20 protein-coding genes and 2 pseudogenes are annotated in these 22949 nt (G+C 72.3%); 15 read left to right on the top strand and 7 right to left on the bottom strand.

Annotated features, from left to right (window positions below; genetic code table 11):
• The 4 genes from treS to IE212_RS23475 all read left to right on the top strand — a co-directional run.
• Positions 1 to 1406, top strand: a 1406-nt coding sequence (gene treS, locus IE212_RS23490) for a maltose alpha-D-glucosyltransferase (RefSeq protein ID WP_190199890.1), incomplete at its 5' end; no start/stop codon positions are given.
• Positions 1407 to 1434: 28 nt separating this feature from the next.
• Positions 1435 to 2805 (top strand): maltokinase N-terminal cap-like domain-containing protein, encoded by a 1371-nt coding sequence (locus tag IE212_RS23485; protein WP_190199889.1) that lies wholly within the window; start codon positions 1435 to 1437, stop codon positions 2803 to 2805.
• A 3-nt stretch (positions 2806 to 2808) separates the two neighbouring features.
• Complete coding sequence (gene glgB, locus IE212_RS23480; RefSeq protein WP_190199888.1) at positions 2809 to 5016, top strand: 1,4-alpha-glucan branching enzyme; 2208 nt, start codon at positions 2809 to 2811, stop codon at positions 5014 to 5016.
• 109 nt (positions 5017 to 5125) lie between these two features.
• The gene (locus IE212_RS23475; RefSeq protein ID WP_190199887.1) at positions 5126 to 6214 is read left to right on the top strand and encodes a glutamate--cysteine ligase 2; all 1089 of its coding nucleotides are present in this window, start codon (positions 5126 to 5128) and stop codon (positions 6212 to 6214) included.
• Between the two features lie 55 nt (positions 6215 to 6269).
• Here IE212_RS23475 and IE212_RS23470 read toward each other — a convergent pair whose 3' ends face one another.
• Entirely contained in the window at positions 6270 to 6503 is a 234-nt protein-coding gene (locus tag IE212_RS23470; RefSeq protein ID WP_190199886.1) for a DUF6480 family protein, read from the bottom strand.
• Between the two features lie 152 nt (positions 6504 to 6655).
• Here IE212_RS23470 and IE212_RS23465 point away from each other — a divergent pair, with 152 nt between their 5' ends.
• Complete coding sequence (locus IE212_RS23465; RefSeq protein WP_190199885.1) at positions 6656 to 8554, top strand: AMP-dependent synthetase/ligase; 1899 nt, start codon at positions 6656 to 6658, stop codon at positions 8552 to 8554.
• Positions 8555 to 8669: 115 nt separating this feature from the next.
• Positions 8670 to 9104, top strand: a complete 435-nt coding sequence (locus IE212_RS23460; protein ID WP_190199884.1) for an ATP-binding protein — start codon at positions 8670 to 8672, stop codon at positions 9102 to 9104.
• 69 nt (positions 9105 to 9173) lie between these two features.
• On the opposite strand, the gene IE212_RS23455 is transcribed toward IE212_RS23460, so the two are convergent.
• Positions 9174 to 9545 carry a PRC-barrel domain containing protein gene (locus IE212_RS23455; protein WP_190199883.1) on the bottom strand — a complete coding sequence of 124 codons (372 nt, stop codon included), beginning with the start codon at positions 9543 to 9545 and terminating at the stop codon, positions 9174 to 9176.
• Between the two features lie 346 nt (positions 9546 to 9891).
• Here IE212_RS23455 and IE212_RS23450 point away from each other — a divergent pair, with 346 nt between their 5' ends.
• From IE212_RS23450 to IE212_RS23410, 9 genes and pseudogenes are all read left to right on the top strand, one after another.
• Positions 9892 to 10293, top strand: coding sequence for an STAS domain-containing protein (locus IE212_RS23450; RefSeq protein WP_190199882.1), 402 nt, complete (start codon positions 9892 to 9894; stop codon positions 10291 to 10293).
• A gap of 267 nt (positions 10294 to 10560) precedes the next feature.
• Positions 10561 to 11448, top strand: a complete 888-nt coding sequence (locus IE212_RS23445) for an STAS domain-containing protein (RefSeq protein ID WP_190199881.1) — start codon at positions 10561 to 10563, stop codon at positions 11446 to 11448.
• Positions 11445 to 11864, top strand: a complete 420-nt coding sequence (locus IE212_RS23440; protein ID WP_190199880.1) for an STAS domain-containing protein — start codon at positions 11445 to 11447, stop codon at positions 11862 to 11864. The genes IE212_RS23445 and IE212_RS23440 overlap by 4 nt, the downstream gene beginning before the upstream one ends.
• Positions 11864 to 12304 (top strand): anti-sigma regulatory factor, encoded by a 441-nt coding sequence (locus tag IE212_RS23435; RefSeq protein ID WP_190199907.1) that lies wholly within the window; start codon positions 11864 to 11866, stop codon positions 12302 to 12304. The genes IE212_RS23440 and IE212_RS23435 overlap by 1 nt, the downstream gene beginning before the upstream one ends.
• A pseudogene (locus IE212_RS23430) lies at positions 12304 to 12721 on the top strand (anti-sigma regulatory factor); the annotation flags it as partial. The gene IE212_RS23435 and the pseudogene IE212_RS23430, both read left to right, overlap by 1 nt.
• A gap of 434 nt (positions 12722 to 13155) precedes the next feature.
• A pseudogene (locus IE212_RS35040) lies at positions 13156 to 13767 on the top strand (SpoIIE family protein phosphatase); the annotation flags it as partial.
• The gene (locus IE212_RS23420; protein WP_190199879.1) at positions 13764 to 15491 is read left to right on the top strand and encodes a PP2C family protein-serine/threonine phosphatase; all 1728 of its coding nucleotides are present in this window, start codon (positions 13764 to 13766) and stop codon (positions 15489 to 15491) included. The pseudogene IE212_RS35040 and the gene IE212_RS23420, both read left to right, overlap by 4 nt.
• A 219-nt stretch (positions 15492 to 15710) precedes the next feature.
• A complete protein-coding gene (locus IE212_RS23415; RefSeq protein WP_190199878.1) occupies positions 15711 to 17081 on the top strand; it encodes an NAD(P)/FAD-dependent oxidoreductase in 1371 nt (456 codons plus the stop codon).
• An 84-nt stretch (positions 17082 to 17165) separates the two neighbouring features.
• Positions 17166 to 19403, top strand: coding sequence for an FUSC family protein (locus tag IE212_RS23410; protein ID WP_190199877.1), 2238 nt, complete (start codon positions 17166 to 17168; stop codon positions 19401 to 19403).
• Positions 19404 to 19428: 25 nt separating this feature from the next.
• On the opposite strand, the gene IE212_RS23405 is transcribed toward IE212_RS23410, so the two are convergent.
• The 5 genes from IE212_RS23405 to IE212_RS23385 form a co-directional block, all read right to left on the bottom strand.
• Positions 19429 to 19863, bottom strand: coding sequence for a hypothetical protein (locus IE212_RS23405; protein WP_190199876.1), 435 nt, complete (start codon positions 19861 to 19863; stop codon positions 19429 to 19431).
• Between the two features lie 28 nt (positions 19864 to 19891).
• On the bottom strand, positions 19892 to 20728 hold the full coding sequence (locus tag IE212_RS23400; protein WP_190199875.1) for a DUF1206 domain-containing protein: 837 nt from the start codon (positions 20726 to 20728) through the stop codon (positions 19892 to 19894).
• A gap of 201 nt (positions 20729 to 20929) precedes the next feature.
• Entirely contained in the window at positions 20930 to 21196 is a 267-nt protein-coding gene (locus tag IE212_RS23395) for a DUF5133 domain-containing protein (protein ID WP_190199874.1), read from the bottom strand.
• A 29-nt stretch (positions 21197 to 21225) separates the two neighbouring features.
• Complete coding sequence (locus IE212_RS23390; protein ID WP_190199873.1) at positions 21226 to 22089, bottom strand: SigB/SigF/SigG family RNA polymerase sigma factor; 864 nt, start codon at positions 22087 to 22089, stop codon at positions 21226 to 21228.
• Positions 22090 to 22290: 201 nt separating this feature from the next.
• A complete protein-coding gene (locus IE212_RS23385; protein WP_190199872.1) occupies positions 22291 to 22725 on the bottom strand; it encodes an ATP-binding protein in 435 nt (144 codons plus the stop codon).
• Between the last annotated feature and the right edge of the window lie 224 nt (positions 22726 to 22949).

The following is a 22949-nucleotide window of genomic DNA, read 5'->3' as shown; positions in this document are numbered from 1 at the left end:
CCGCCCACCAGCGCGGCATGCGCGTGATCATCGACTTCGTCATGAACCACACCAGCGACCAGCACCCGTGGTTCCAGGAGTCCAGGAAGGACCCCGACGGCCCCTACGGCGACTACTACGTGTGGGCCGACGACGACAAGGGCTACCCGGACGCGCGGATCATCTTCGTCGACACGGAGACGTCGAACTGGACCCACGACCCGGTGCGCGGCCAGTACTTCTTCCACCGCTTCTTCTCCCACCAGCCGGACCTCAACTACGAGAACCCGCGCGTGCAGGAGGAGATCCTGGCCGCGCTGAAGTTCTGGCTGGACCTGGGCATCGACGGCTTCCGGCTGGACGCGGTGCCGTACCTCTACGCCGCCGAGGGCACCAACTGCGAGAACCTGCCCGCCACCCACGCGTTCCTGAAGCGGGTGCGCAAGGAGATCGACGCGCAGTACCCGGACACGGTGCTGCTGGCGGAGGCCAACCAGTGGCCCGAGGACGTCGTCGACTACTTCGGCGACTATCCGAGCGGCGGCGACGAGTGCCACATGGCGTTCCACTTCCCGGTCATGCCGCGCATCTTCATGGCCGTGCGGCGCGAGTCCCGCTACCCGGTCTCCGAGATCCTGGCCAAGACCCCGGCCATCCCCTCGGGCTGCCAGTGGGGCATGTTCCTGCGCAACCACGACGAGCTCACGCTCGAGATGGTCACCGACGAAGAGCGCGACTACATGTGGGCCGAGTACGCCAAGGACCCTCGGATGCGCGCCAACATCGGCATCCGCCGGCGCCTCGCCCCCCTGCTGGACAACGACCGGCACACCATCGAGCTGTTCACCGCGCTGCTGCTGGCTCTCCCCGGCTCGCCGATCCTCTACTACGGCGACGAGATCGGGATGGGCGACAACATCTGGCTCGGCGACCGGGACGCGGTGCGCACACCGATGCAGTGGACCCCGGACCGCAACGCCGGCTTCTCCACCTGTGACCCGGGCCGCCTCTTCCTTCCCGCGATCATGGACCCGGTCTACGGCCACCAGGTCACCAACGTCGAGGCGTCGATGGCCTCGCCGTCGTCCCTGCTGCACTGGACCCGCCGCATGATCGAGATCCGCAAGCAGAACCCCGCCTTCGGACTCGGCTCCTACACGGAACTGCCCTCCTCCAACCCCGCGGTTCTGGCCTTCCTGCGGGAGTACAAGGACGACCTGGTGCTCTGCGTGAACAACTTCGCGCGGTTCGCGCAGCCCACGGAGCTGGACCTGAGCGCCTTCGAGGGACGGCACCCGGTCGAGCTGTTCGGCGGCGTCCGCTTCCCGGCCATCGGTGAACTGCCCTACCTGCTGACCCTCGGGGGCCACGGCTTCTACTGGTTCCGGCTCACCCGAGTCGCCTCCCGCATCGGCAGGCGGCTGTGAGCAAGCGCCGACGAGAGGAGGCGTGACCATGCCGGAGACCGCATCGCTGCGCCCGGGCCTCACCCGCCTGGCCGAGCCCATGGAGTCACTCGGCGGGCTGCTGCGCGAGTGGCTGCCGCGGCAGCGCTGGTTCGCGGGGAAGGACCGGCCCGTCACCGAGCTCGGACTGCTGTCGCTGACCGAGCTGTTCCCGGGTTGTCTGCACCTGCTGGTGCACGCCGGACACGCGGGTCACACGGGCGTGCCCTCGCCCGGTGGGGCTCCTGCGGCCGGTGACTGCTACCAGCTGCTGCTCGGCGTCCGGGAGCAGCCGTCGCCGCGCCTCGGCCGGGCGCTCGTCGGGCGGGTGCAGGACGGGCCGCTGGCCGGGCTGACGGTCTACGACGCACTGCACGACCCTCGTACGACGCAACTGCTCCTGGACCGGCTGCGACACCCCGGCACCCACGGTTTCCTGCGCTTCGACCGTGACCCTGACCAGGAGGTGCCGGCCGGGCTGGTGCCGCGGCTGCTGGACGCCGAGCAGTCCAACTCCTCCCTGGTCTACGGCGACGAGTACATCCTGAAGGTCTTCCGGCGCATCCAGCCGGGCGTCAACCCGGACCTGGAGGTGCCGGGCGCGCTGGCCCGGCAGGGCTGCCACCGCGTTCCGGCGCCCGTGGCCTGGTTCCAGACGAAGCATCCGTTCACGGCCACGCTCGGCGTCCTGCAGCCGTATCTGCGCGACGCCTCCGACGGCTGGACGCTGGCGCTGCACGCCCTGGCCGCCGGCGACGACTTCACGGCGCAGGCCCGGGCGATCGGCGCGGCCACCGCGGAGGTTCACCTCGCACTGGCCTCGGCCTTCCCGGCCGGGGTGCCCGGGGAGAACGGGCGCACGGCGGCGGCCATGACCGAGCGGCTGGACGCCGCCGCGCACTGCGTGCCCGCGCTCCGGCCGTTCGTGCCGGGCCTGCGCACCGCGTTCGCCGCCCTCGCCGGGTGCGACCCCGGCCCGCCCGCCCAGCGCATCCACGGCGACCTGCACCTCGGTCAGGTGCTGCGGGCGGGGCGCGAGTGGTTCGTGATCGACTTCGAGGGCGAGCCGTCCCGGCCGCTCTCCGAACGGCGCAGCGCCCACTCCCCCGTGCGGGACATCGCGGGCATGCTGCGCTCCTTCGACTACGCCGCCCGGCAGCGCCGCCCCTGGCGCCCGGAATGGGCCCGCCGCTGCCGCGAGGCCTACTGCGCGGGCTACGCGGCCCGTGCCGGCTGGGATCCGCGCAAGAAACACGGACTGCTCCGCGCCTACGAGACGGACCGGGCCGTGTACGAGGTGCTGTACGAGGCACGGCACCGCCCCGACTGGCTGCCTGTTCCGATGGCGGCCATCGAGCGCCTCGCCGTGAGAGGAGACTGAGCCGTGGCCATGCGAGACACCTCAATCCCGGAGCCGTCCGGCCCGGTCCCCGGCACGTCCGCGCCCGCCCTGAGCCCGCAGGACCGCGGCCGTCTGCTTGCGGGCGCCCACCACGATCCGCACGCGCTGCTGGGCGCCCATCAGGTGCCGGGCGGGGTCGTGTTCCGGGCGCTGCGGCCGTTCGCCCGCGCGGTGAGCGTGGTGACCGGCGGCAGGCGCACCGCCCTCGTCTCGGAGGGCGACGGCCTCTTCTCGGGTGTGCTGGCGCTGGACGAGATCCCCGAGTACACGCTGCACGTCGCCTACGAGGGCGGTGAACAGGAGACGCACGATCCGTACCGCTTCCTGCCCGCGCTCGGCGAGCTCGACCTGCACCTGATCCGCGAGGGCCGGCACGAGCAGCTGTGGCAGGCGCTCGGCGCGCAGCCCATGACCCACCAGGGCGTGCGCGGCACCCGGTTCACGGTGTGGGCGCCGAACGCCCGCGGCGTGCGGGTCGCCACGGACTTCACCTACTGGGACGGGACGCAGTTCCCGATGCGCTCGCTCGGCGCGTCCGGCGTGTGGGAGCTGTTCCTGCCGGGCGTCGGCGAGGGCACCGCGTACAAGTTCGAGATCCACTCCCGGTACGGCCACCGCTTCCTCAAGGCGGACCCGATGGCCCGGCGCACCGAGGAACCGCCCGACACGGCGTCGATCGTGACGGCCTCGCACTACGAGTGGGGCGACGCCGAGTGGATGGCGCACCGCGCGGACACGCCCGTGCACGAGGCGCCGTTCTCGGTGTACGAGGTGCACCTGCCGTCCTGGCGTCCGGGGCTCGGCTACCGGCAGCTCGCCGAGGAGCTTCCCGCCTACGTCAAGGACCTCGGCTTCACGCACGTGGAGCTGATGCCGGTCGCCGAGCACCCCTTCCACGGCTCCTGGGGCTACCAGGTCACGGGCTTCTACGCGCCGACCGCGCGGCTGGGGACCCCGGACGACTTCCGGCACTTCGTCGACTCCTGCCACCGGGCCGGCATCGGTGTGATCATGGACTGGGTGCCGGCGCACTTCCCGAAGGACGACTGGGCGCTGGCCCGCTTCGACGGGGACCCGCTGTACGAGCCCGGGGACGACCGGCGCGCCGAGCACCCGGACTGGGGCACCTACGAGTTCGACTTCGGCCGCACCGAGGTGCGCAACTTCCTCGTCGCGAACGCGGTGTACTGGTGCGAGGAGTTCCACATCGACGGGCTGCGCGTGGACGCGGTCGCCTCGATGCTCTACCTGGACTACTCGCGCGAGGACGGCCAGTGGGAGCCCAACGCGTACGGCGGCCGGGAGGACCTGGCGGCCATGGCCTTCCTGCAGGAGATGAACGCGACCGTGTACCGGCGTGCCCCGGGCGTGGTCACCATCGCGGAGGAGTCCACCGCCTGGGGCGGGGTGACCCGGCCCACCGACACCGGCGGACTGGGCTTCGGGCTGAAGTGGAACATGGGCTGGATGCACGACTCGCTGGAGTACGTCTCCCATGAGCCGGTGCACCGCAAGTACCACCACCACGAGATGACCTTCTCGATGGTCTACGCCTACAGCGAGAACTACGTGCTGCCGATCTCCCACGACGAGGTCGTGCACGGCAAGCAGGCGCTGGTGTCGAAGATGCCGGGCGACTGGTGGCAGCGGCGCGCCAACGTCCGTGCCTACCTGGGCTTCATGTGGAGCCACCCCGGCAAGCAGCTGCTGTTCATGGGGCAGGAGTTCGCGCAGGGGGCCGAGTGGTCGGTGGAGAAGGGGCCGGAGTGGTGGCTGCTGGACGACGGCTACCACTCGGCGGGCGACCACCGGGGCGTGCGTGACCTGGTCCGCGACCTGAACGCGGTGTACCTGGCGACCCCGGCGCTGTGGCAGTGCGACACCCGCCCGGAGGGCTTCCGGTGGGTCGCGGTGGACTCGGCCGACGACAACGTGTTCGCGTTCCTCAGGTACGACGCGGAGGGCGGCCCGCTGCTCGTGGTGTCGAACTTCTCCCCGGTCGTCCGGCACGACTACGGCCTGCGGGTCCCGTGCGACGTGCTCGCCTGGCAGGAGACGCTCAACACCGACGACAGGCGCTACGGGGGCAGCGGCGTGACCAACCCCGATCCCGTCAAGCCGGAGGACGGCTGGGTCCGGCTCGCCCTGCCGCCGCTGGCCACCGTGTGGCTGACGCCGTTCGCTCGGTGAAGTCCTGCCGCCCCACCAGGTGTCCCAACGGCTGTGAGGGGCACTGGGGGTCGTACCACCGGGAAACCCGGTGGCCGATGCGGCAGGACACAGAAGGGCGGGCTTCAGGGTGCGCACCGTCGGAGTGGAGGAGGAGCTCCTCCTTGTCGATCCGGAGACCGGGGAACCGCGGGCGCTGTCCGCAGCGGTGCTCGCCCGGGCCGAGCAGGACGACGCCGATCAGGACGTTTTCGAGAAGGAACTCCACGAGCAGATGCTGGAGTTCGCCACACATCCGCAGTCGTCGATGGAGAGCCTGCACGCGGAGATCGTCCGCTGCCGCAAGGAGGCCGCCCGGCACGCCGGCGAGATCGGCTGCACCGTGGCGGCGCTCGCCACCTCCCCGCTGCCGGTCAGCCCGGCGGTCGGCGTCAGCCGGCGTTACCGGTGGATGGCGGACCAGTACGGCATCGCCACCCGGGAGCAGCTCGTCCTGGGCTGCCATGTGCACGTGTCGATCGAGTCCGAGGAGGAGGGCGTCGCGGTCATCGACCGGGTGCGGCCCTGGCTTCAGGTCCTCAAGGCCCTCAGTGCGAACTCGCCGTTCTGGCAGGGCAACGACTCGGGGTACAGCAGCTACCGGAGCCGGGTGTGGCTGCGCTGGCCGTCGGCCGGCCCGACCGAGATCTTCGGCTCGGCCGAGCGGTACCACCGCCTGATCGCGGACATGGTGGCCACCGGCGCCATCCTCGACGACGGGATGATCTACTTCGACGCCCGGCTGTCCCAGCGGTATCCGACGGTGGAGATCCGGGTCTCGGACGTCTGCCTGCACGCCGGTACGGCCGTGCTGATCGCCACCCTGGCCCGCGGGCTGGTGGAGACGGCCGCACGAGAGTGGCGGGCCGGGCGGGAACCACTCGGCCACAGTGTCAGCCTGCTGCAGCTCGCCGACTGGCAGGCCGCCCGCTCCGGTCTGACGGGCGAGCTGCTGCACCCGGCGACCATGCGGCGCATGCCCGCCAAGGATGTCGTCCGTGCCCTGCTGGACCATGTCGAGGAGGCCCTCGCGGACACCGGTGACCTCGAGCGGGCCCGGGAAGCCTGTGACGAACTGCTGCGGGACGGCAACGGCGCCCAGGTGCAGCGCGAGCTGATGGAGCGCACGGGGAGCCTGCGGGACGTCGTCACCGAGTGCGTGCGCCACACGCAGGCGTGAGGCGTCCCGCCTGTCGCGCGGTGGGGGTCGGGGCGGGCGGTCAGGGGATACGGGGTCAGAGGATCAGGACGAGGGCGTAGGCCAGGAAGAACGCCGCGATCAGCACCGCGAGGACGATGATCAGGGTCAGTGGTGCCTTGGCCCAGCCCTTGGGCGGGTTGTGCGTCTCCCGGGGCAGCGCCTCGGGCATGCTGCTCTCCGCGGGCGGGGTCTCGCCCGGCGGCACCCCGCCGCCGGGCTCCAGACCGGTGGAGCGTTCGGGTTCGGGATCAGGACTGTAGTGACTCATGCCGTCCGGGTCCCCCGATCCCGCCGAGATCATCAGTGGGGACCACTTCCGTATTTCCGGACCCCTTCGAGCCCTGCCTCGACTACATTCGAGCCCCGCCGATGACGGTACCCGTCGGCAACGTCACACCCCGTACATGTCAGGAGCAGTGCATGCGTGACCTCGCCCTCGCTCCACCTGCCGTCCCGCCCCTCACCGGGGGGCTCGCCGACAGTGTCTTCGAGGCGGCGGACCGCGAACCCACCAGACCGCTGCTGGCCCGCCGCGCCTCTCCCGCCTCCGCCACGTGGGAGGAGGTGACGGCGATCGAGCTGCGCGACGAGGTGGTGGACGTGGCCAAGGGGCTGATCGCCTCCGGGATCGCGCCCGGCCACCGCGTGGCGATCATGGCACGCACCCGCTACGAGTGGACGGTCCTGTGCTACGCGCTGTGGGCCGTGGGGGCCGAGGTCGTACCGGTCTACCCGACGTCGTCGCGCGACCAGGTGGAGTGGATCCTGCGGGACGCCGGCTGTGTGGGCGTGGTGGTCGAGGACGAACAGGGCGTCATGACGGTCGGCTCGGTGTGCGCGTCGCTGCCGCTGCTGCGCCACGTCTGGCAGCTGGACGCGGGCGCGCTGGAGGACCTGGCGGTACGCGGCGAGCCCGTCCCGCTCACCACGGTCGACTCGATGCGCCGCATCGTGCTGCCGGACTCGACCGCCGTCATCGCCTATACCTCCGGCACCTCCGGCCACGCCATGGGCTGCGCCCTGAGCCACCGCAACCTGGCCGCGCCCTGTGACACGCTGCTGAGGGGCTGGGGCCACACCGCGGCTCCGCCCGGCGAGCAGGGCTCCGTGCTGGCGTTCCTGCCCTTCTCCCACGTGTACGGGCTGATGATCCAGGGCCTGTGCCTGCGCGGTGGCCTGCTGATGGGGCACCAGTGCGACCTGGGCGATCAGGCGCTGTCGTCGGCACTGCGGTCCTTCCGGCCCACGTACTTCTACGCGGTCCCGTCGGTCTTCGAGAAGATCTACAAGAACTTCCTGCGCACGGCCCAGCAGGGGGGTAACGGCGCGCTGTTCGAGCGGGCCGCCGAGACCGCGCGGGACTTCGCCGCGGCTGTGGAACGCCAGCGGCTGGGCCGGGGCCGCGGTCCCGGCTTGGACCTGCGGCTCCAGCACGCCCTGTACGAGCGCACCGTGTACCGCAGGCTGCGGGCCGCGCTGGGCGGCCGGGTACGGCGGGCGACGTCGGGCGGCTCCCCCCTCAGCCGGGACCTGTCACTCTTCTACGAGGGCATCGGCATCTACGTGCACGACGGCTACGGTCTGACGGAGACGGCGGGCGGGGTGACGATGCAGCCGCTGGGCCGGGAGAAGTCGGGGACCGTCGGGCAGTCGCTGCCGGGGACGGAGATCCAGGTGGCCGAGGACGGGGAGATCCTGGTGCGCGGGCCGTCGGTGTTCCAGGGCTACCTGGGCGACGAGGCCGCCACCCGGGCCGCGCTGCGCGGCGGCTGGCTGGCCACGGGGGATCTGGGGCAGCTCGACTCCGAGGGCTATCTGACGATCACCGGCCGCAAGAAGGACATCATCGTCACCAGCGGCGGCAAGAGCGTCGCCCCGGCCGCCCTGGAACAGCGGCTGCGGATGCATCCGCTGATCCACCAGGCCGTGGTCGTGGGCGACAACCGGCCGTGTGTCGGTGCCCTCATCACGCTGGATCCGGAGTTCCTCGCGCACTGGCGGGCAGCGCTGGCGCTCCAGGGTGAGCTGCGGGAGGCACGCGAGGAGAACGCGCTGCGTGAGGAGGTCGCGCGCGCCGTGGCGGCGGCCAACAGCTCCGTCTCACCATCGGAGTCGATCCGGGTGTTCCGGGTCCTGCCGGAGCCGTTCGACGTGGCCAACGGGATGCTGACGCCCTCGATGAAGCTGCGCCGGGACGAGATCGCGCGGCACTACGCGTCCGAGATCGACGCGATGTACGACACACGCAGGCGTCCCGGGCGGGCGAGCACCCCGCAGGAACCCTCGAACTGGGACGACTCCGACAATGTGTTCCGCTGAGATGGAGCCGGACGAGTAGGCCCCGCCCCCACGGGAACACGCAACAGTGGCGACGCAAGAGAAAGGACGACAGCCCTGACGACAGCCCTTGCTGACGCCGGGCCGGAAAGGCGATATGTCAACCGAGCCGCGTGGGGATGACGCACTGACCTCCGAGGAGATCCCGAGCCGCACGAACAGCTTCGTGGGCGAGCCGCACGACGTGACGGGTGCGCGACTGGCCGCGGAGGAGTTCCTGCGCGATCTGGCACGCTCCTCGCCACCCTCTGCCCCCGAGTACTGGGACGACATTCTGTTGGTGGTGACGGAACTGGCCGCCAACGCGGTCCAGTACGCGCCGGGCCCGTTCGCGCTGCGGATGCGCCGGACCTACGACGGGGTGCATGTGGTCCTTCATGACAGCAGCACCACGGAACCCGCCCCCCGTCCCTTCGATCCGCGCAGCGGTGGCGGAGGCATCGGCTGGCACCTGATCCACACCCTGTGCGACCAGGTCAGCGTGGTGACCGACGAGCGCGGCAAGGACGTGCACGTCTTCCTGCCCTGGTGAACCGGGAATGTCACGGGCGCGGCGCGCCCGTGACCGGTTCGCGGATCCGGTTCCCCGGACCCGGTTCGCTCAGGCCGGGGCCGTCTCGCGCGGAGGCAGCCGGTCGTAGTAGTCGCCCACGGCGGTCAGGTACTCCCGGTCCCTGGTCTCGCTGTCCGTCTGGAAGCGAGGCGCGGCCTTGGCGTCTGACCTGCTGCACGCCAGCGTGATCTTCCGGGCCTGCCCGTCGACGACGGTGACCACCCCGGCCGGCACCAGGACGCTGCGGCCGAACACCCAGACGCCGGTGTCGACGACCAGGTGCCGCATGCCGTGCGGGGCCGCCTCCCGGTCCACGTGCCCGATCGTGCCGTCGGTCGCGGCGACGGTGAACCCGGTCAGGTCCACCCCCTCCACGTGACCGCTGCCCGGCGCGTACGACCAGATTCTGTCGATGGTCACGCTGCTCCATCCTCCCTGGCGGTGTGCGGATCCCTCGAGTCCGGGCGGACGGCTCCCGCCCGCCCCTCTCCACAGCACCAAATACCCTCCCGCCGCAAGCGCATTCGGCGCACGGCCGTGCGACCCGGGGGGCACGCCCGTACCGGGAGCCCGGGCCGTTTCGTGTTCGGCAGGCATGGAGGGCGGTTTCCGGGGTAATCGCGGGGCGCGGTGAGAACGGAGCCCGGCAGCGAAGGGAGGCACATGAGAAAAGGCATCAGAGCCCGCCCCAGGACCGGCATCGCCCCGCACCGCGGTCATCCGCAGAGGTGACCTGCCCAGGCCGTAGCACTTGTTGGAGGTACCCGTGCCCCTCGCCCAGAACCCGCTGTCCGTGGAAGTCGAGCTGCCCAGGGAGGACGTGGCCCTGATCACGGTCGACGGCTACCTGGACGTCGACACCGCGACCGAGTTCCAGGCCCATCTGGCCAACCAACTCCACCACGGCCGACGGCACTTCCTGCTCGACCTCTCGTCCGTCCCGTTCATGGACTCGTCGGGGATGAACATCATCCTGCGGGTGTACCAGGAGACCCGCGGGGACGCCGGCAGCGTGCACGTCATCAGCCCGACCCCGGCCGTACGCCGCGTCCTGGAACTGACCGGCGTCAGCATCACGGTGCCGATATCGGAGAGTCTGGACGAGGCCCTGGCCCGCGTCGACGAAGGGCCGGCCGTCCCCGACGGAATGGGGGACGAGGGCGTCTGACGAACGAGGTTCCCCAGCGGGCACGGCCCCGGCTCGACCGGCGGCCCGGTGCCCTCGCTCCGCCCTGCCCGGACGTCGGTCCTCCCCCGCGCCGCGCCGGTGACCGCGGCGGCCAACCGCTGTCGCCCTGAACCGGATCGCTTGCTACCGATCTGGTGTCGTGCGAGGTCGGCGCATGGTTAGAGTTGTCGCCCGGCAAGTGTCACAGAGCCGTCTCGTTGCCCGAAGCGGGTTCGGCCGACGCAACGCGGATGAGGAGAGAACCAGGTGCCGGAGCACGAAGCGGACGGACAGCTCGCCACGCCCACGCACGAGGTCAGCGACTTCCTGCGGCGACGGCAGGAGCAGATCGCCCAGCGGTGGGCGGACGAGCCGCTGTTCCGTACCGTGTTCACCGTCTCCCGAGACGAGGCGGTGGAGGCGGGCAAGGTCGTCGTGGACGCGCTGGCGCAGGTGGCCGAGTCGGGGCAGGTCGAGGACCCGGATTCGGCGGGGTTCAGCGCGGTGCGCGAGCAGCTGGCCCGGATGGGCGCGGCCCGCTCCCGCGCCGGACTGTCGAACACCCAGGTCTCCAGCGAGCTGGCCGCGCTGCGGCCGCCCGTCGAGAACCTGCTGGCCGCCGATCTGGAGCAGGCGCCGCCCGAGCACCTGCGGGCGTGTTCGACGGCGCTCACGGTGCTGATGGGCACCCTGCGGCTGGTGGCGATGCAGACGGCACTGAACGAGTGGCAGGCCCTCAGCGACCGGCAGCGGACGCAGCTGCTGGAGGTGGCCACCCCGGTCATCCGGCTGTGGGACGGCATCGTGGCCGTACCGCTGATCGGGACGCTGGACAGTGCCCGCAGCCAGATCGTGATGGAGACGCTGCTGAACGCCGTCGTCGAGCAGCACGCCCGGTTCGCGATCCTCGACATCACCGGGGTGCCCACGGTCGACTCACTGGTGGCGCAGCACCTGATGAAGACCGTCGCGGCGGCGCGGCTGATGGGTGCCGAGTGCATCGTCTCGGGCATCCGCCCCGCCATCGCGCAGACCATGGTCCACCTGGGCCTGGACCTGGACGTGATCACCCGTGCGAGCCTCTCGGACGCGCTGGGTTACGCGCTGCACCAGCTCGGCGCGGCCATCGTGAACCCGGGTGCGGGTCAGCGGTGAACGACGCCCACTCCCGTCCCGTCACGGGCCACGTTCCGGTCCTGCGGCTCGGCGACGTCCTGCTGGTCACGTTGCAGGGAGACCTGCACGACAGCACGGCGCAGCAGCTTCAGCAGGACCTCTCGGACACCATCGTGCGTACCGGGGTGCGCGGTGTCCTGATCGACATCTCCGGCGTGGAGATCGTCGACTCCTTCCTCGGCCGGGTGCTGGCCGAGATCGCCGCGCAGGCCAAGCTGCTGGCCGCGCGGACGGTGGTGGCCGGTATGCGTCCGGCGGTCGCCATCACACTGGTGGAACTGGGCCTGACGCTGCCGGGGCTGAGCACCGCGCTCAGCACCGAGGCGGGCATGGAACTCCTCTCCCAGCAGGCCCCGGCCTCCCGCGCCGGCGGTGCGCGTCGGGAGAGTCCGTGATGCACACTGCCGCGGGTGTGGAGGCCTGCTTGCCCATCCGGTCGGACATGGACCTGGTGTGGGTGCGCCAGCACGTACGGCAGGCCGCGGCCCGGCTCGGCTTCGGCCTGGTGGAGCAGACCAAGCTGGTCACGGCGGCCAGTGAGCTGGCCCGCAACACCCTCGTGCACGGCGGTGGCGGACGGATGGAGGCGACGCAGGTCAGCGGCGGCGGCGTGCGGGGCCTGAGGTTGGCCTTCACCGACGAGGGGCCGGGCATCGCCGACCTGGACCAGGCGCTCACCGACGGCTACACCTCCGGCGGTGGGCTCGGCATGGGACTGAGCGGCGCGCGGCGCCTGGTGCACGACTTCGACATCGACAGCGCACCGGGCGCGGGCACCACCGTGCGGGTCACCTGCTGGGTGAGCCGGCCGCCGCGTCCGCGCGAGGAGGCCTGATGCCGAGGGTGTGGGACGTCCCGGTGCGCGACTCGACCCGGGTACGCGACGCGCGGGCCGCCGCGGAGGGCGCGGCGGCGCTGGCCGGGCTCGACGAGCGGCGCACCGCGGCCGCCGCGCTGGTCGCGACCGAACTCGCCACGAATCTGCTCAAGCACGCCGAGGGCGGTCAGGTACTCATCGACGTCGTGGACCCGCCCGTGCTGCGCCCGGGCGGTGAGCGGCCCCGGGTCGTGCAGATCGTCGCGTTCGACCACGGCCCGGGTGTGCCCGACGTGCCGGCGGCGCTGCGTGACGGTTTCTCCACGACCGGTTCGCTGGGCGCGGGCCTCGGCACGTGCCTGCGGCTCGCCGACGACTTCCACCTGCACAGCACGCCCGGCCGCGGCACGGTCGCGGCGGCCCGGGTCGGCACCACGCGGCGCCGCGACGGCGCGCCCGCCGGCCCGGCGGTGACGGTGCGGCCCGACGGTGTGTCGGGCACCTGGGGCGAAGCGCCCTTGACCGCCGCGCCGGGTTCCGTGCGGTCCGGCGGCAGCGGTCGGTGGCCTTCCGGCGTACCGGGCGGTGGCCTGCCGGGGGGCGCCGCGGCGGACAGCCCCGCGTGGGCGGACGAGCCGGCTTCCCGGACCGGACCGGCTCACGGACTGCCGGGCGCCGGGTTCGCCGGCGGTGGCGCGCCGGCAGACACACCGGGCTCCCGGACAGCGCACGCCTCCGGTCCGCGGGAGCCGGGTGCGGGAGACGGCGGCGCGCAGCGGAACGAGCCGGGTCTCCGGGGAGCGCCGGCGGACGGCGCCTTCGAACGCCTCGCGGACGCCGACTCCCTGCGGGGTCGCTCCGTACCGGTCGCCGGCGTGCGGGCCGGTGGCGTGAACATCCCCTACGCCGGAGCCGAGTACTCGGGTGACGCGTGGACCTGGGTGCGTTCCGGAGACCGGGTGACGCTGATGCTGGCGGACGGGCTGGGGCACGGCCCGGAGGCGGCCCGGGCCTCGTCCGCCGCTGTCGCGGCGCTGCACCGGTGGGCCCACCTCGCCCCCGCCGAGTCGCTGCGGCGGCTGCACGAGGCGCTGAGGGGCACCCGGGGCGCGGCCGTCGCCCTGGCCCAGCTCGACCTGCGGTCCTGGCGGCTGCGGTTCGCCGGCATCGGGAACGTGGGGGCGCGGCTGCGCACGGACGGCACCTGGCGTCCCCTGCTGTCCCGGCCGGGCATAGTCGGGGTGCACCGCCCCGCCACCCTCCGCGAGGAGGAGGCCGACTGGGCGGCGGACCGGCTGCTGATCCTGCACACCGACGGTCTGCCCAGCCGCTGGACGCCGCCGCCCGGCACCGGTGCGGGGGCGGTCGACCCGGCCGTGACGGCCGCCGTGACGATACGTGACGCGAGCAGTCCCGCCCGGCCGGTGCGGGACGACACCGCCGTGGCCGTGCTGACTCCGAACCCGCCGGAACACCCATGATGCGCACTTGGCAGATCACCACCGTCACCGACGCGGCACGCGCTCGTATCGCCCTCGCGCGCCTGGCCGCCGCGTTCGGTGTGCCCACCGTCGAACGGACCCGGCTCGCCGCCGCCCTCAGCGCCCATCTGCGGCAGTGCCTGACCAAGGGCGGCACCTGGCTGCTCACCCTCGACCTGGCGGGAGACCCCGCCGAGGAGGGTCTGCTGCACGCCGTGGTGACGCCCTCGCCGGACGCGTGCGCCGCCGGTGAGCCACCGTGGGAGGTCACGGTCCCCTGCCCCGAGGCGTCCCCGGCCGCGGAGGACGGCACGGTCGCCGACGACCCCGCGGCGCTGGCGGAGGCGCTGCTCGGCGCCGACGAGGACACCGCCGCGGTGCTGGACAAGCTCAGCGAGCAGGAGGACCTGGTCGCCTTCCACCGCGAGGAGCTGCACCAGACCAACCAGGGCGTCCTGGCGCTGCACGCGGAGCTGGACGCGGCCGGGCGGGCCCAGCGTGAGGCCTTCGCCGCCGAGCGCAGCGCACGCAACGAGGCAGAGAGCGCCCGTCGCCGGCTGACGTTCCTCGCGGACGCGAGCGCCGTGCTGACGGCCTCGCTCAACCACGAGGAGATCGTGCGCCGGCTGCCGGACCTGCTGGTGCCGGAGTACGCGCGCAGCGTCGACGTCTGGCTGTTCGAGCACGAGGACGACAAGGGCGGGCCTGCGTCGCACCCGGCCGCCGCCGTGGTCGCGGCCCGTACCGGACGGCCCCAGTACGCCGCCGATCACCCCGGCGGCCTGCCCGGTGTGGACGACCACCCGCCGTCGGCGCTCGACCCGACGCGGCCGCTGCTGTGCGTTCCGCTGCCGACGCGGCGGGCACCGCTGGGGGTCCTGACCCTGTCGCCGCCGGGTGAGCGCTGGGACCCGGACGACGCGGTGATGCTGATCGAGCTCACCCGGCGGGCCAGCATCGCGATCGACAACGCCCGGCGCTTCGAGCACAACCGTGACATCGCGGAGACGCTGCAGCGCGCCCTGCTCACGGATCTCCCGGCCACGCCGGGGCTCAGCCTGGCGGCGCGGTACCTGCCGGCCACCCACGGGCTGAACATCGGCGGTGACTGGTACGACGCGTTCCCGCAGCGGGACGGCGGTCTCATCACCGTCATCGGTGACGTGACCGGGCACGGCCTGCACGCGGCCGTGATGATGAGCCAGTTGCGCACCGCGCTGCGGGCGTACGCGGTGGACGGCGACAGCCCGGGCAGGCTGCTGACCCGCCTGCACCGGTTCCTGCACCATCTGCAGCCCGATCTGTACGCCACCGCCGTCATCGCCCGGTTCCATCCGGACGAGCCGACGGTGACGTGGGCCGCCGCGGGCCATCCGCCGCCGGTGCTGCGGCTGGCCGACGGGACCGTGCGGACGCTGGACGCCAAGCCGGGCGCCATGCTCGGCATTCCTCTCACCCAGGAGATCTCCGACCATACGGTGCGGCTGTCTCCGGGCTCGACGCTCGCGCTGTACACGGACGGGCTGGTCGAGCGGCGTGCGCAGGGCATAGACCCGGGCATCGAGCGGCTGGCGCGGGCGCTCGGCGGGTTCCGTTCGGCGGAGCTCGACGCGGATCTGGAGGGCTCGGCGGACCGGCTCCTGCATCCGCTGCTGAGTGATTCCGAGCGTGACGACGACGTGTGCCTGCTGCTGTGTCACGTCCGGGGGGACGCGGCGCCCTGAGCGGGGTCCGTTCCACCGGAGTCTGTGCACGCGTTCTTCACTCCTGACTGGTGCTTTTCGGCCATGACAGGGGCATGGTGGTGATCGACGTGTTCGTCTGCCCGCCGCCCACGACTGGCGTACCGGTCCGGGACGCGGTGGGATCGAAGGGGTGCGAACCGGCGATCCCCGGGCAGGCGAAAGGCGTTCGAGGCAGACCGCCTGGAGCCGCAGAAAGGGATGAACACCGTGACACGACCCAGGATCCTGGTGGTTGGCGCAGGCTTCGCCGGCGTGGAGTGCGTCCGCCGTCTGGAACGGAAACTCTCCCCGGACGAGGCCGACGTCACGCTGGTGACGCCGTTCGCCTACCAGCTCTACCTGCCGTTGCTCCCCCAGGTCGCCTCCGGCGTGCTGACGCCGCAGTCGATCGCCGTCTCGCTGCGCCGCAGCAAGAAGTACCGCACCCGCATCATTCCCGGCGGCGCCATAGGCGTCGACCTGAAGTCCAAGGTCTGCGTCATACGCACCATCACCGACCAGATCGTCAACGAGCCGTACGACTACATCGTGCTGGCCCCCGGCAGCGTCACCCGCACGTTCGACATCCCGGGGCTGACCGAGCACGCCTTCGGGATGAAGACCCTCGCCGAGGCCGCCTACATCCGTGACCACGTCATCTCGCAGCTCGATCTGGCCGACGCGAGCCAGGACCCCGACGAGCGGGCCTCCCGGCTGCAGTTCGTGGTGGTCGGCGGCGGCTACGCGGGCACCGAGACCGCGGCGTGCCTGCAGCGGCTGACGCATGCCGCGGTCAAGCGCTACCCCCGGCTGGATCCGGGTCTGATCAAGTGGCATCTGATCGACATCGCGCCGAAGCTGATGCCGGAGCTGGGCGAGAAGCTCGGCGGCAGCGCGCAGGAGATCCTGCGCCGGCGCGGCATCGAGATCTCCCTGGGCACCTCCATCGCCAAGGCGGGCCCCGAGGAGGTCACCTTCACCGACGGGCGGGTGGTGCCGACCCGCACGCTCATCTGGACCGCCGGGGTCGTCGCCAGCCCCCTCATCGCCACGCTGGGCGCGGAGACCGTCAAGGGGCGGCTCGCCGTCGCCCCCGAGATGAATCTTCCGGGCGACGACGGGGTGTTCGCGCTCGGCGACTCGGCGGCCGTGCCCGACCTGGCCAAGGGAGACGGGGCCATGTGCCCGCCCACGGCGCAGCACGCGCTGCGGCAGGGCAGGCACGTCGCCGACAACGTCATCGCCTCGCTGCGGGGCGGGGTGATGAAGCCGTACGTCCACAAGGACCTCGGGCTCGTCGTCGACCTCGGCGGTACCGACGCGGTCTCCAAGCCGCTGGGCATCGAACTGCGGGGCCTGCCCGCCCAGGCCGTCGCCCGCGGCTACCACTGGTCGGCGCTGCGCACCAACGTCGCCAAGACGCGGGTGATGACGAACTGGCTCCTCAACGCGGTGGCCGGCGACGACTTCGTGCGGACCGGCTTCCAGGCCCGCAAGGCCGCCAGGCTGAAGGACTTCGAGTACACCGACGCCTACCTGACGCCGGAACAGGTGCGGGAGCGCGTGGAGGGAGCCGCCCGGAGGGAGTAGGACCGGGCCGGACGGGAGCCTCGGCCGGCGGCATGACATGCTGAGAACCGGATCTTGGTGTGAGTCGGGAGAGAGTGCGGCGGCGTGAGGGCAGCGGGACGCTCGGTGCGGACACGACTGCGGAACCGGATCGCGGCGTCCGACCCCGGACTGCTGCGCCTGACCGCGGGGCTGCGGACGGTGGGCGCCATCGCCCTCACTCTCGCCGTCCTCGCGCTGCTGCGGGTGGATGTGCACCTCCTGGTGGCGGGGGCCATGGCGGCGATGGTCGCCACCTTCGCCATCCGGGAGAAGCAGCTGGGCGCCCAGGCCGTGACGCTGGCGCTGGGCCTGCCGGTGGCGCTGGCCTCCGTCTCCCTGGGCGCGGTGCTCAACGCGCGTCTCGCCGGGGACGTCTTCTTCGTCGTCCTGATCTTCTGCGCGGTCTACGGGCGCCGGTTCGGCGACCGCGGCACCGCGCTGGGGCTGATCGGCTTCCAGGTCTACTTCGTGTTCCTGTTCGTCGGCGCCACCGTCTCCTCGCTGCCCGCCCTCTGCGGGGCCATCGCCCTGGCGTTCTGCTCCAGCGCCCTGCTGCGCTTCGCGGTCGTGCCGGCGACGCCCACGCGGGTCCTGATGAGGCTGCGGCTGGCCTTCCGCGCCCGGCTGGCGCAGCTGGTGTCCGCGCAGCTCGATCTCCTCGACGCCGGCCCGGACGAGATGGACAAGGCCCTCGAGGCCGTGCGGGAGGGCACCGCGCGGCTGCACGAGACGGCGATGATGATCCAGGGGCGGCTGGAGGAGGGCACCCCGGACGAGTCGGCGGCGCGGCTGGTGCAGCGCCGGATCGCGGACGCCGAGATCGCCGCCGAGCGGCTGGGGCTGCTGCTGCTGACCGCCCGCAGCGCCGAACGGGCCGACACGCTCACCCTGCATCTGCCGGGCGCCCCGGCTCCGGCGGTGGGGCGTCTGGCGGTGCCGGACGAGGCCACCGCCACGCTCCGCCGTGATCTGCAGGCACTGCGCACCCTGGTGCTGCGGGCCGGAAGCGGCGACTCGGGGACCGCGCTGGCCCATGTGCGCAACCGGCTGCTCGGCTACCGGGACGAGGAGAACCTGCCGTCCGCGCCCGCCGCCGTCCAGGACGTCTTCCGCGGCATCGGCGAGTCCGCGCGGTCGGTGCTGGGGCTGCGGATCGCACTGGACGGCCCGCAGGACGAGTCGGACGACACTCCCGCCACGGCCCGCTCACGCGAGGAACTGGACGCCGAGGACGCCGCGATCGACGGCGGCGAGGAGGCGGCGCAGGAGGAGCAGACGGGGCTGCGGCGGCCCACCACCCGCGCGGCGGTCCAGGTGACGGTCGGCTCGACGCTGGCCATCGTGGGGGGCGAACTGCTGTCCACGCAGCGCTGGTACTGGGCGGTGCTGACGTGCTGGATCGTTTTCCTCAACACCGCCTCGACCGGCGAGATCCTGGTCAAGGGCTACCGCCGGCTGCTGGGCACGGTGTTCGGGGTGGTGGCCGGGATCGTTCTGGCGGGCCTGGTCGGGCAGCACACCTGGACGGCGTTCGCGCTGGTGCTGGTGCTGATCTTCGCGATGTTCTACACGGCGCCGCTGTCCTACACGCTGATGTCGTTCTTCGTCACCGCGATGCTGGGGCTGCTGTACACGTTGCTGCACACCTACAGCCTCGAGGTGCTCGTGCTGCGGGTGGAGGAGACGGCGCTCGGCGCGGCCTGTGGCGTCGTCGCGGCGGCGCTGGTCCTGCCGGTGCAGACCGACCGCCGGACCAACGAGCTGCTCGGCACCGTGCTGGACCGGCTGGCCGATGTCACCGAGGCCGCCGTCGGACAGCTGAGCGGCGGGCCGGCGGACGAACTGCTGGACAGGTCACGCGACCTGGACCAGGCGCTGGCCGATCTGCGGGCCGCGACGCAGCCGCTGACCCATCCGGTGACGCCGCTGCGGGCCCGGCGGAACACGGCCCGGTACGTGGTGGCGCTGCTGGAGACCTGCGCGTACCACGCGCGGACGCTGGCGGCTACCGCGGAGCTGCTGCCCACGCATCCCTCGATCGCGGCGGACCCGCGGCTGCGCGGGGCGGCGGCCCGGACCGTGCGCAACATCGAGACCATCGCGGCCCGGGTCGCGGACGAGCACGCCGCCGCGCGGGTGGTGACCGGGCCGAGCATCGCCTCGCTGCTCGGGTCCGACGCCGGGACACCGCGCTACGGCCGGATCACCGATCGCGTGCTGCGGCATCTGGAGCGGCTGGACGAGGCCGTGGTGGGTCTCGCCCGGCCGCTGGGCGTGCCGGTGGCCGGGCCCCGGGGGTGAGAAGGCGCGGGGAGCACGGGCCGCCTCAGAAGTCCGTGGGCAGTCCGCTCACCTCGGCGATGCCGCGCAGTTCCTCCGTCTGCCGGTGGCGTTCCCTGATGTAGTCGGCGATCTCACCGAGGCGGACCGGGTCGGACGCCGTGGTGGCGTCCGTGACGATCCTGACCGGGCCGGTGTCGTCGACGTCGAGTTCGATCACTTCGTTGTCCAGGCGGCCGGTGACGGCGGTGGCGATGACGAGGGCCACCTCATCACGGACCTCCTGGGGCAGCTCGTCATTGGCCCCGGAGTCGAGCGCGAAGTCGAGGCTGGACAGGCGCTCCTCGTCGATCGCCTCGAGGACCGGTTCCACCACACGCATCAGGAGGCGGTAGTCCTCCGTGTCCATCCGGATGCGCAGGAGGTCCAGGTACACGTCCACGGGACGGCCGTCGTCTTGCGGAATCTCGGAATCGCTCATTCGTCTCGTGTTCCCCGCGCGGAGCCGATCAGACCCGCCGCCAGCGGGCCATGGCGAAGGAGAAGATCCCGAAGAGCACGAGCCCGGCCGCGACGCACACCAGCAGCCAGGGGCCGAGCGGAGTGCCGGCGAAGGTGCGCAGGGTGTCGTCGAGGCCCTTGGCCCGGTCGGGCTGGTAGTCGATCGCCGCGCGGACGGCGAAGACGCCGGCCACGGCGAACACCAGCCCGCGGGCGGCGCCGCCGGCCACGCCCGTGACGTCCACCAGCTGCCGGGTCCGTGGGCTCATCTGCCCCATCCGCAGCTTGTCGTGGTACTTGCGCAGAACCGCCCGTACGCCGATCCAGCCGCCGGCCGCGACGATCGCGATCCCGGCCGCGCCGACCAGCCACTGACCGGCGGGCATGTCCAGCGCCCTGGCGGTGACGTCCCGGGACTGCCGGTCGCTTGAGCCGCCGCTCTGGTTCCGGGTCGCCGCGAACGACAGCACGGAGTAGGCGACGAAGACGTAGAACGCGAACCGGACCGCCGCCAGCAGCCGCTTGCGGGGGCTCCGGCCGTCCTTCCCGACGGAGCCGAAGAGCGCCTCGGACAGCCGCCACAGGGCCATGCCGGCGAGCCCGATGCCCAGTGCCCAGAGCAGCACCGCGCCGAAGGGCTTCTGCGACAACTCCGCCAGGGCGCCGCCGCGGTCGGCCTGCTCATGCGTGTCGCCGAAGGCGATCTGCAGCGCCAGCGCGCCGACGAGCAGGTAGATCACCCCTCGTGCGGCGAATCCCGCCCGTGCCGCACTTTCGGTCACCGAGCCCCGCGCCGCCCGCCGGGCCTGAAGTCCTCCGGTACGTGCCATCGCACTCGTGTTCATATAGACCTCCCGGAGTGCGGATGCCCCGGGTTCGACGCCGCATACGCGGCGTAGCCGCCGGACCAGCGCGTTCCGGTCAGGGCGGGGGCGCGGCTCGTGACGCGAGCCCTCCGGCACGCGAGTGGGCCCGGCCGCGGCATGCGCCGTCGGCCGGGCCCTGTGGTGCCACCCGTCTCCCGTCGTGTCACGCCGACACGTACGTCACGCGGGCTCCGGAGTCGGCATGCGGTGCTCCGCGGCGGTCAGCAGGGCGGTTCCCCGGGCCACCGGCGGTGCGGCCGCGAGCCATTGGTGGGCGAGCTCGAGGGCGAGCTCGACGTCCCGGGTGCCGGTGGACACGCAGAGCGTGTACGCCAGGTCGCGGGTCCGTGCGCTCCGGACGGCCGGCTCACTCGCCGCTTCCGAGGCCGCGAGGGCCTCGTACTCCTCGACGAGGCGGCGCAGCACGGCGGGGTTGGGCCTCAGCATTGTCTTTTCGCTCCTGGTGGGTCGGTCGGTCAGGCCGTCGTCGAGGTGCCGCCGGTGCCCCGGCCCGCCGCGCGCTCTCCCAGGACTTCGTCCCGTACTCGGGCGCAGCTGCGGCTGATGAGGCGGGAGACGTGCATCTGGGAGATGCCCAGCCGGTCGGCGATGCGGCTCTGTGTCATGTCCTCGAAGAACCGCATGTAGAGGATGGCCCGCTCGCGTTCCGGCAGCCGGCGCAGGCCTTCCTTGGCGGACTCGCGGTCGACCACGACGTCGTAGGAGGAGTCCGACGCGCCGAGGGTGTCCGCGAGGCTGTAGCCGTCGTCGTCGGCCGAGAGCTCGGCGTCCAGCGACAGGGTGCTGAAGCTCTCCAGGGCCTCGATGCCGGCACTGACCTCTTCCTCGGTCAGGCCGGTGTGGGCGGCGATGTCCGCCACCGAGGGCTCGGGGCTGCCCGGGTTCTGGGTGAGTTCACGGCGCGCCACCCGCACCTTGTTGCGCAGTTCCTGCACACGGCGGGGGACCCGCAGGGCCCACATGCGGTCCCGGAAGTGCCGCTTGACCTCGCCGGTGATGGTCGGGACGGCGTAGCTCTCGAAGGCGCCCCGGCTCGGGTCGAAGCGGTCGATGGCCTTGACCAGGCCCAGGGCGGCCACCTGCCGGAGGTCCTCGATCGACTCTCCGCGGTCGCGGAAGCGGCCGGCGATGCGGTGGGCCATGGGCAGCCACAGCGTGACCAGTTCGTCACGGACGGCTTCCCGCTCGGGCCCTTCCTCGAGCTCCGCCATCCGGGCGAAGAGCTCGGCGGTGTCCGGAGCGTCGTCGTGCCGCCGCCGGGTGGCGGTGGTCGCCGTTTCGGGCGTGCCGGGACGGTTCGTGGGCGTATCGATGAGCATGCGGATTCGCTCCTGAACAACGGGGGTTTCAGGGATTACCGCGGGAACGTCGCCACCCGGATCGCCTGGAGGGCCTCCGGGGCGGTCATACCGCTCCCGCTGGCGCGCCTCCGGTCCGAAGCACGAAACTGCGACTGCCCTGCCCCCGGTGGAACAAACTCCACTTTGCAATGCAATCTGCGGGGAATCCGCACACGATCTTCAGGAGAGGGGTACGACGGCGGTGATGCACTTGCCCCCGGCGGGCAGATCCGACACGCGGACGTCACGCGCGAGCCTGCAGACGATGGGCCAGCCGTGGCCGCCGTGCCGCAACCGTCCGTGCGGGTCGGCGCGCGGCGCCGTCACGGGCAGTTCGTCACTGCGGTCGCTCACCGAGACGCGCACACCGGGGCCGTCGATGTCCACCTGGAAGTCGGTCACGCCACCGCCGTGCAGGATGGCGTTGGTCGTCAGCTCCGACGCCACCAGCAGCGCGTCGGACAGGGCGTTCACGTCACAAGGGGTGTGGGTGGCCCGGCAGCGTTCAGCGACCGCCCGCTCCACCGCCCGGCGCGCCTCGGCGGGCTTGCGCGGCCGGACTCGGTCCGCGCCGGGCGGTTCGAATACCGATTCGATCATGTGCTCGTCGCACATCCTTAAGCTCCCTGGTCGGTCAGGACGAAACCGGATCCGGACCGCGTACCGCGGCCGCCGCGCGGGCATACCCCGGGCTCACGGACCCGCTGTTGCCTTCCACCGCCCACGGCGCTGGGGCGCGCACACCGCGCGGCGCCGCGGGGTCTCACTCTTCGGCTCACCTGTCGCCGCACCTGCAAACCTCCGGTTCGCCCGAAAAGCCCCCCGGAACGGCGGAAGTC

This window comes from Streptomyces djakartensis, assembly GCF_014651075.1.
GTDB classification, from domain to species: Bacteria; Actinomycetota; Actinomycetes; order Streptomycetales; family Streptomycetaceae; genus Streptomyces; species Streptomyces djakartensis.
This window is presented reverse-complemented; position numbering and strand designations above follow the sequence as displayed.

What these genes read in the sequence shown, in the direction of transcription:
- IE212_RS23405 (WP_190199876.1), bottom strand. Translation starts at nt 19,863, where the DNA reads ATGAGCGATTCCGAGATTCCGCAAGACGACGGCCGTCCCGTGGACGTG.
- IE212_RS23400 (WP_190199875.1), bottom strand. Translation starts at nt 20,728, where the DNA reads ATGAACACGAGTGCGATGGCACGTACCGGAGGACTTCAGGCCCGGCGG.
- IE212_RS23395 (WP_190199874.1), bottom strand. Translation starts at nt 21,196, where the DNA reads ATGCTGAGGCCCAACCCCGCCGTGCTGCGCCGCCTCGTCGAGGAGTAC.
- IE212_RS23390 (WP_190199873.1), bottom strand. Translation starts at nt 22,089, where the DNA reads ATGCTCATCGATACGCCCACGAACCGTCCCGGCACGCCCGAAACGGCG.
- IE212_RS23485 (WP_190199889.1), top strand. Translation starts at nt 1,435, where the DNA reads ATGCCGGAGACCGCATCGCTGCGCCCGGGCCTCACCCGCCTGGCCGAG.
- IE212_RS23465 (WP_190199885.1), top strand. Translation starts at nt 6,656, where the DNA reads ATGCGTGACCTCGCCCTCGCTCCACCTGCCGTCCCGCCCCTCACCGGG.
- IE212_RS23460 (WP_190199884.1), top strand. Translation starts at nt 8,670, where the DNA reads ATGTCAACCGAGCCGCGTGGGGATGACGCACTGACCTCCGAGGAGATC.
- IE212_RS23420 (WP_190199879.1), top strand. Translation starts at nt 13,764, where the DNA reads ATGATGCGCACTTGGCAGATCACCACCGTCACCGACGCGGCACGCGCT.
- IE212_RS23470 (WP_190199886.1), bottom strand. Translation starts at nt 6,503, where the DNA reads ATGAGTCACTACAGTCCTGATCCCGAACCCGAACGCTCCACCGGTCTG.
- IE212_RS23385 (WP_190199872.1), bottom strand. Translation starts at nt 22,725, where the DNA reads ATGTGCGACGAGCACATGATCGAATCGGTATTCGAACCGCCCGGCGCG.
- IE212_RS23435 (WP_190199907.1), top strand. Translation starts at nt 11,864, where the DNA reads ATGCACACTGCCGCGGGTGTGGAGGCCTGCTTGCCCATCCGGTCGGAC.
- IE212_RS23415 (WP_190199878.1), top strand. Translation starts at nt 15,711, where the DNA reads ATGAACACCGTGACACGACCCAGGATCCTGGTGGTTGGCGCAGGCTTC.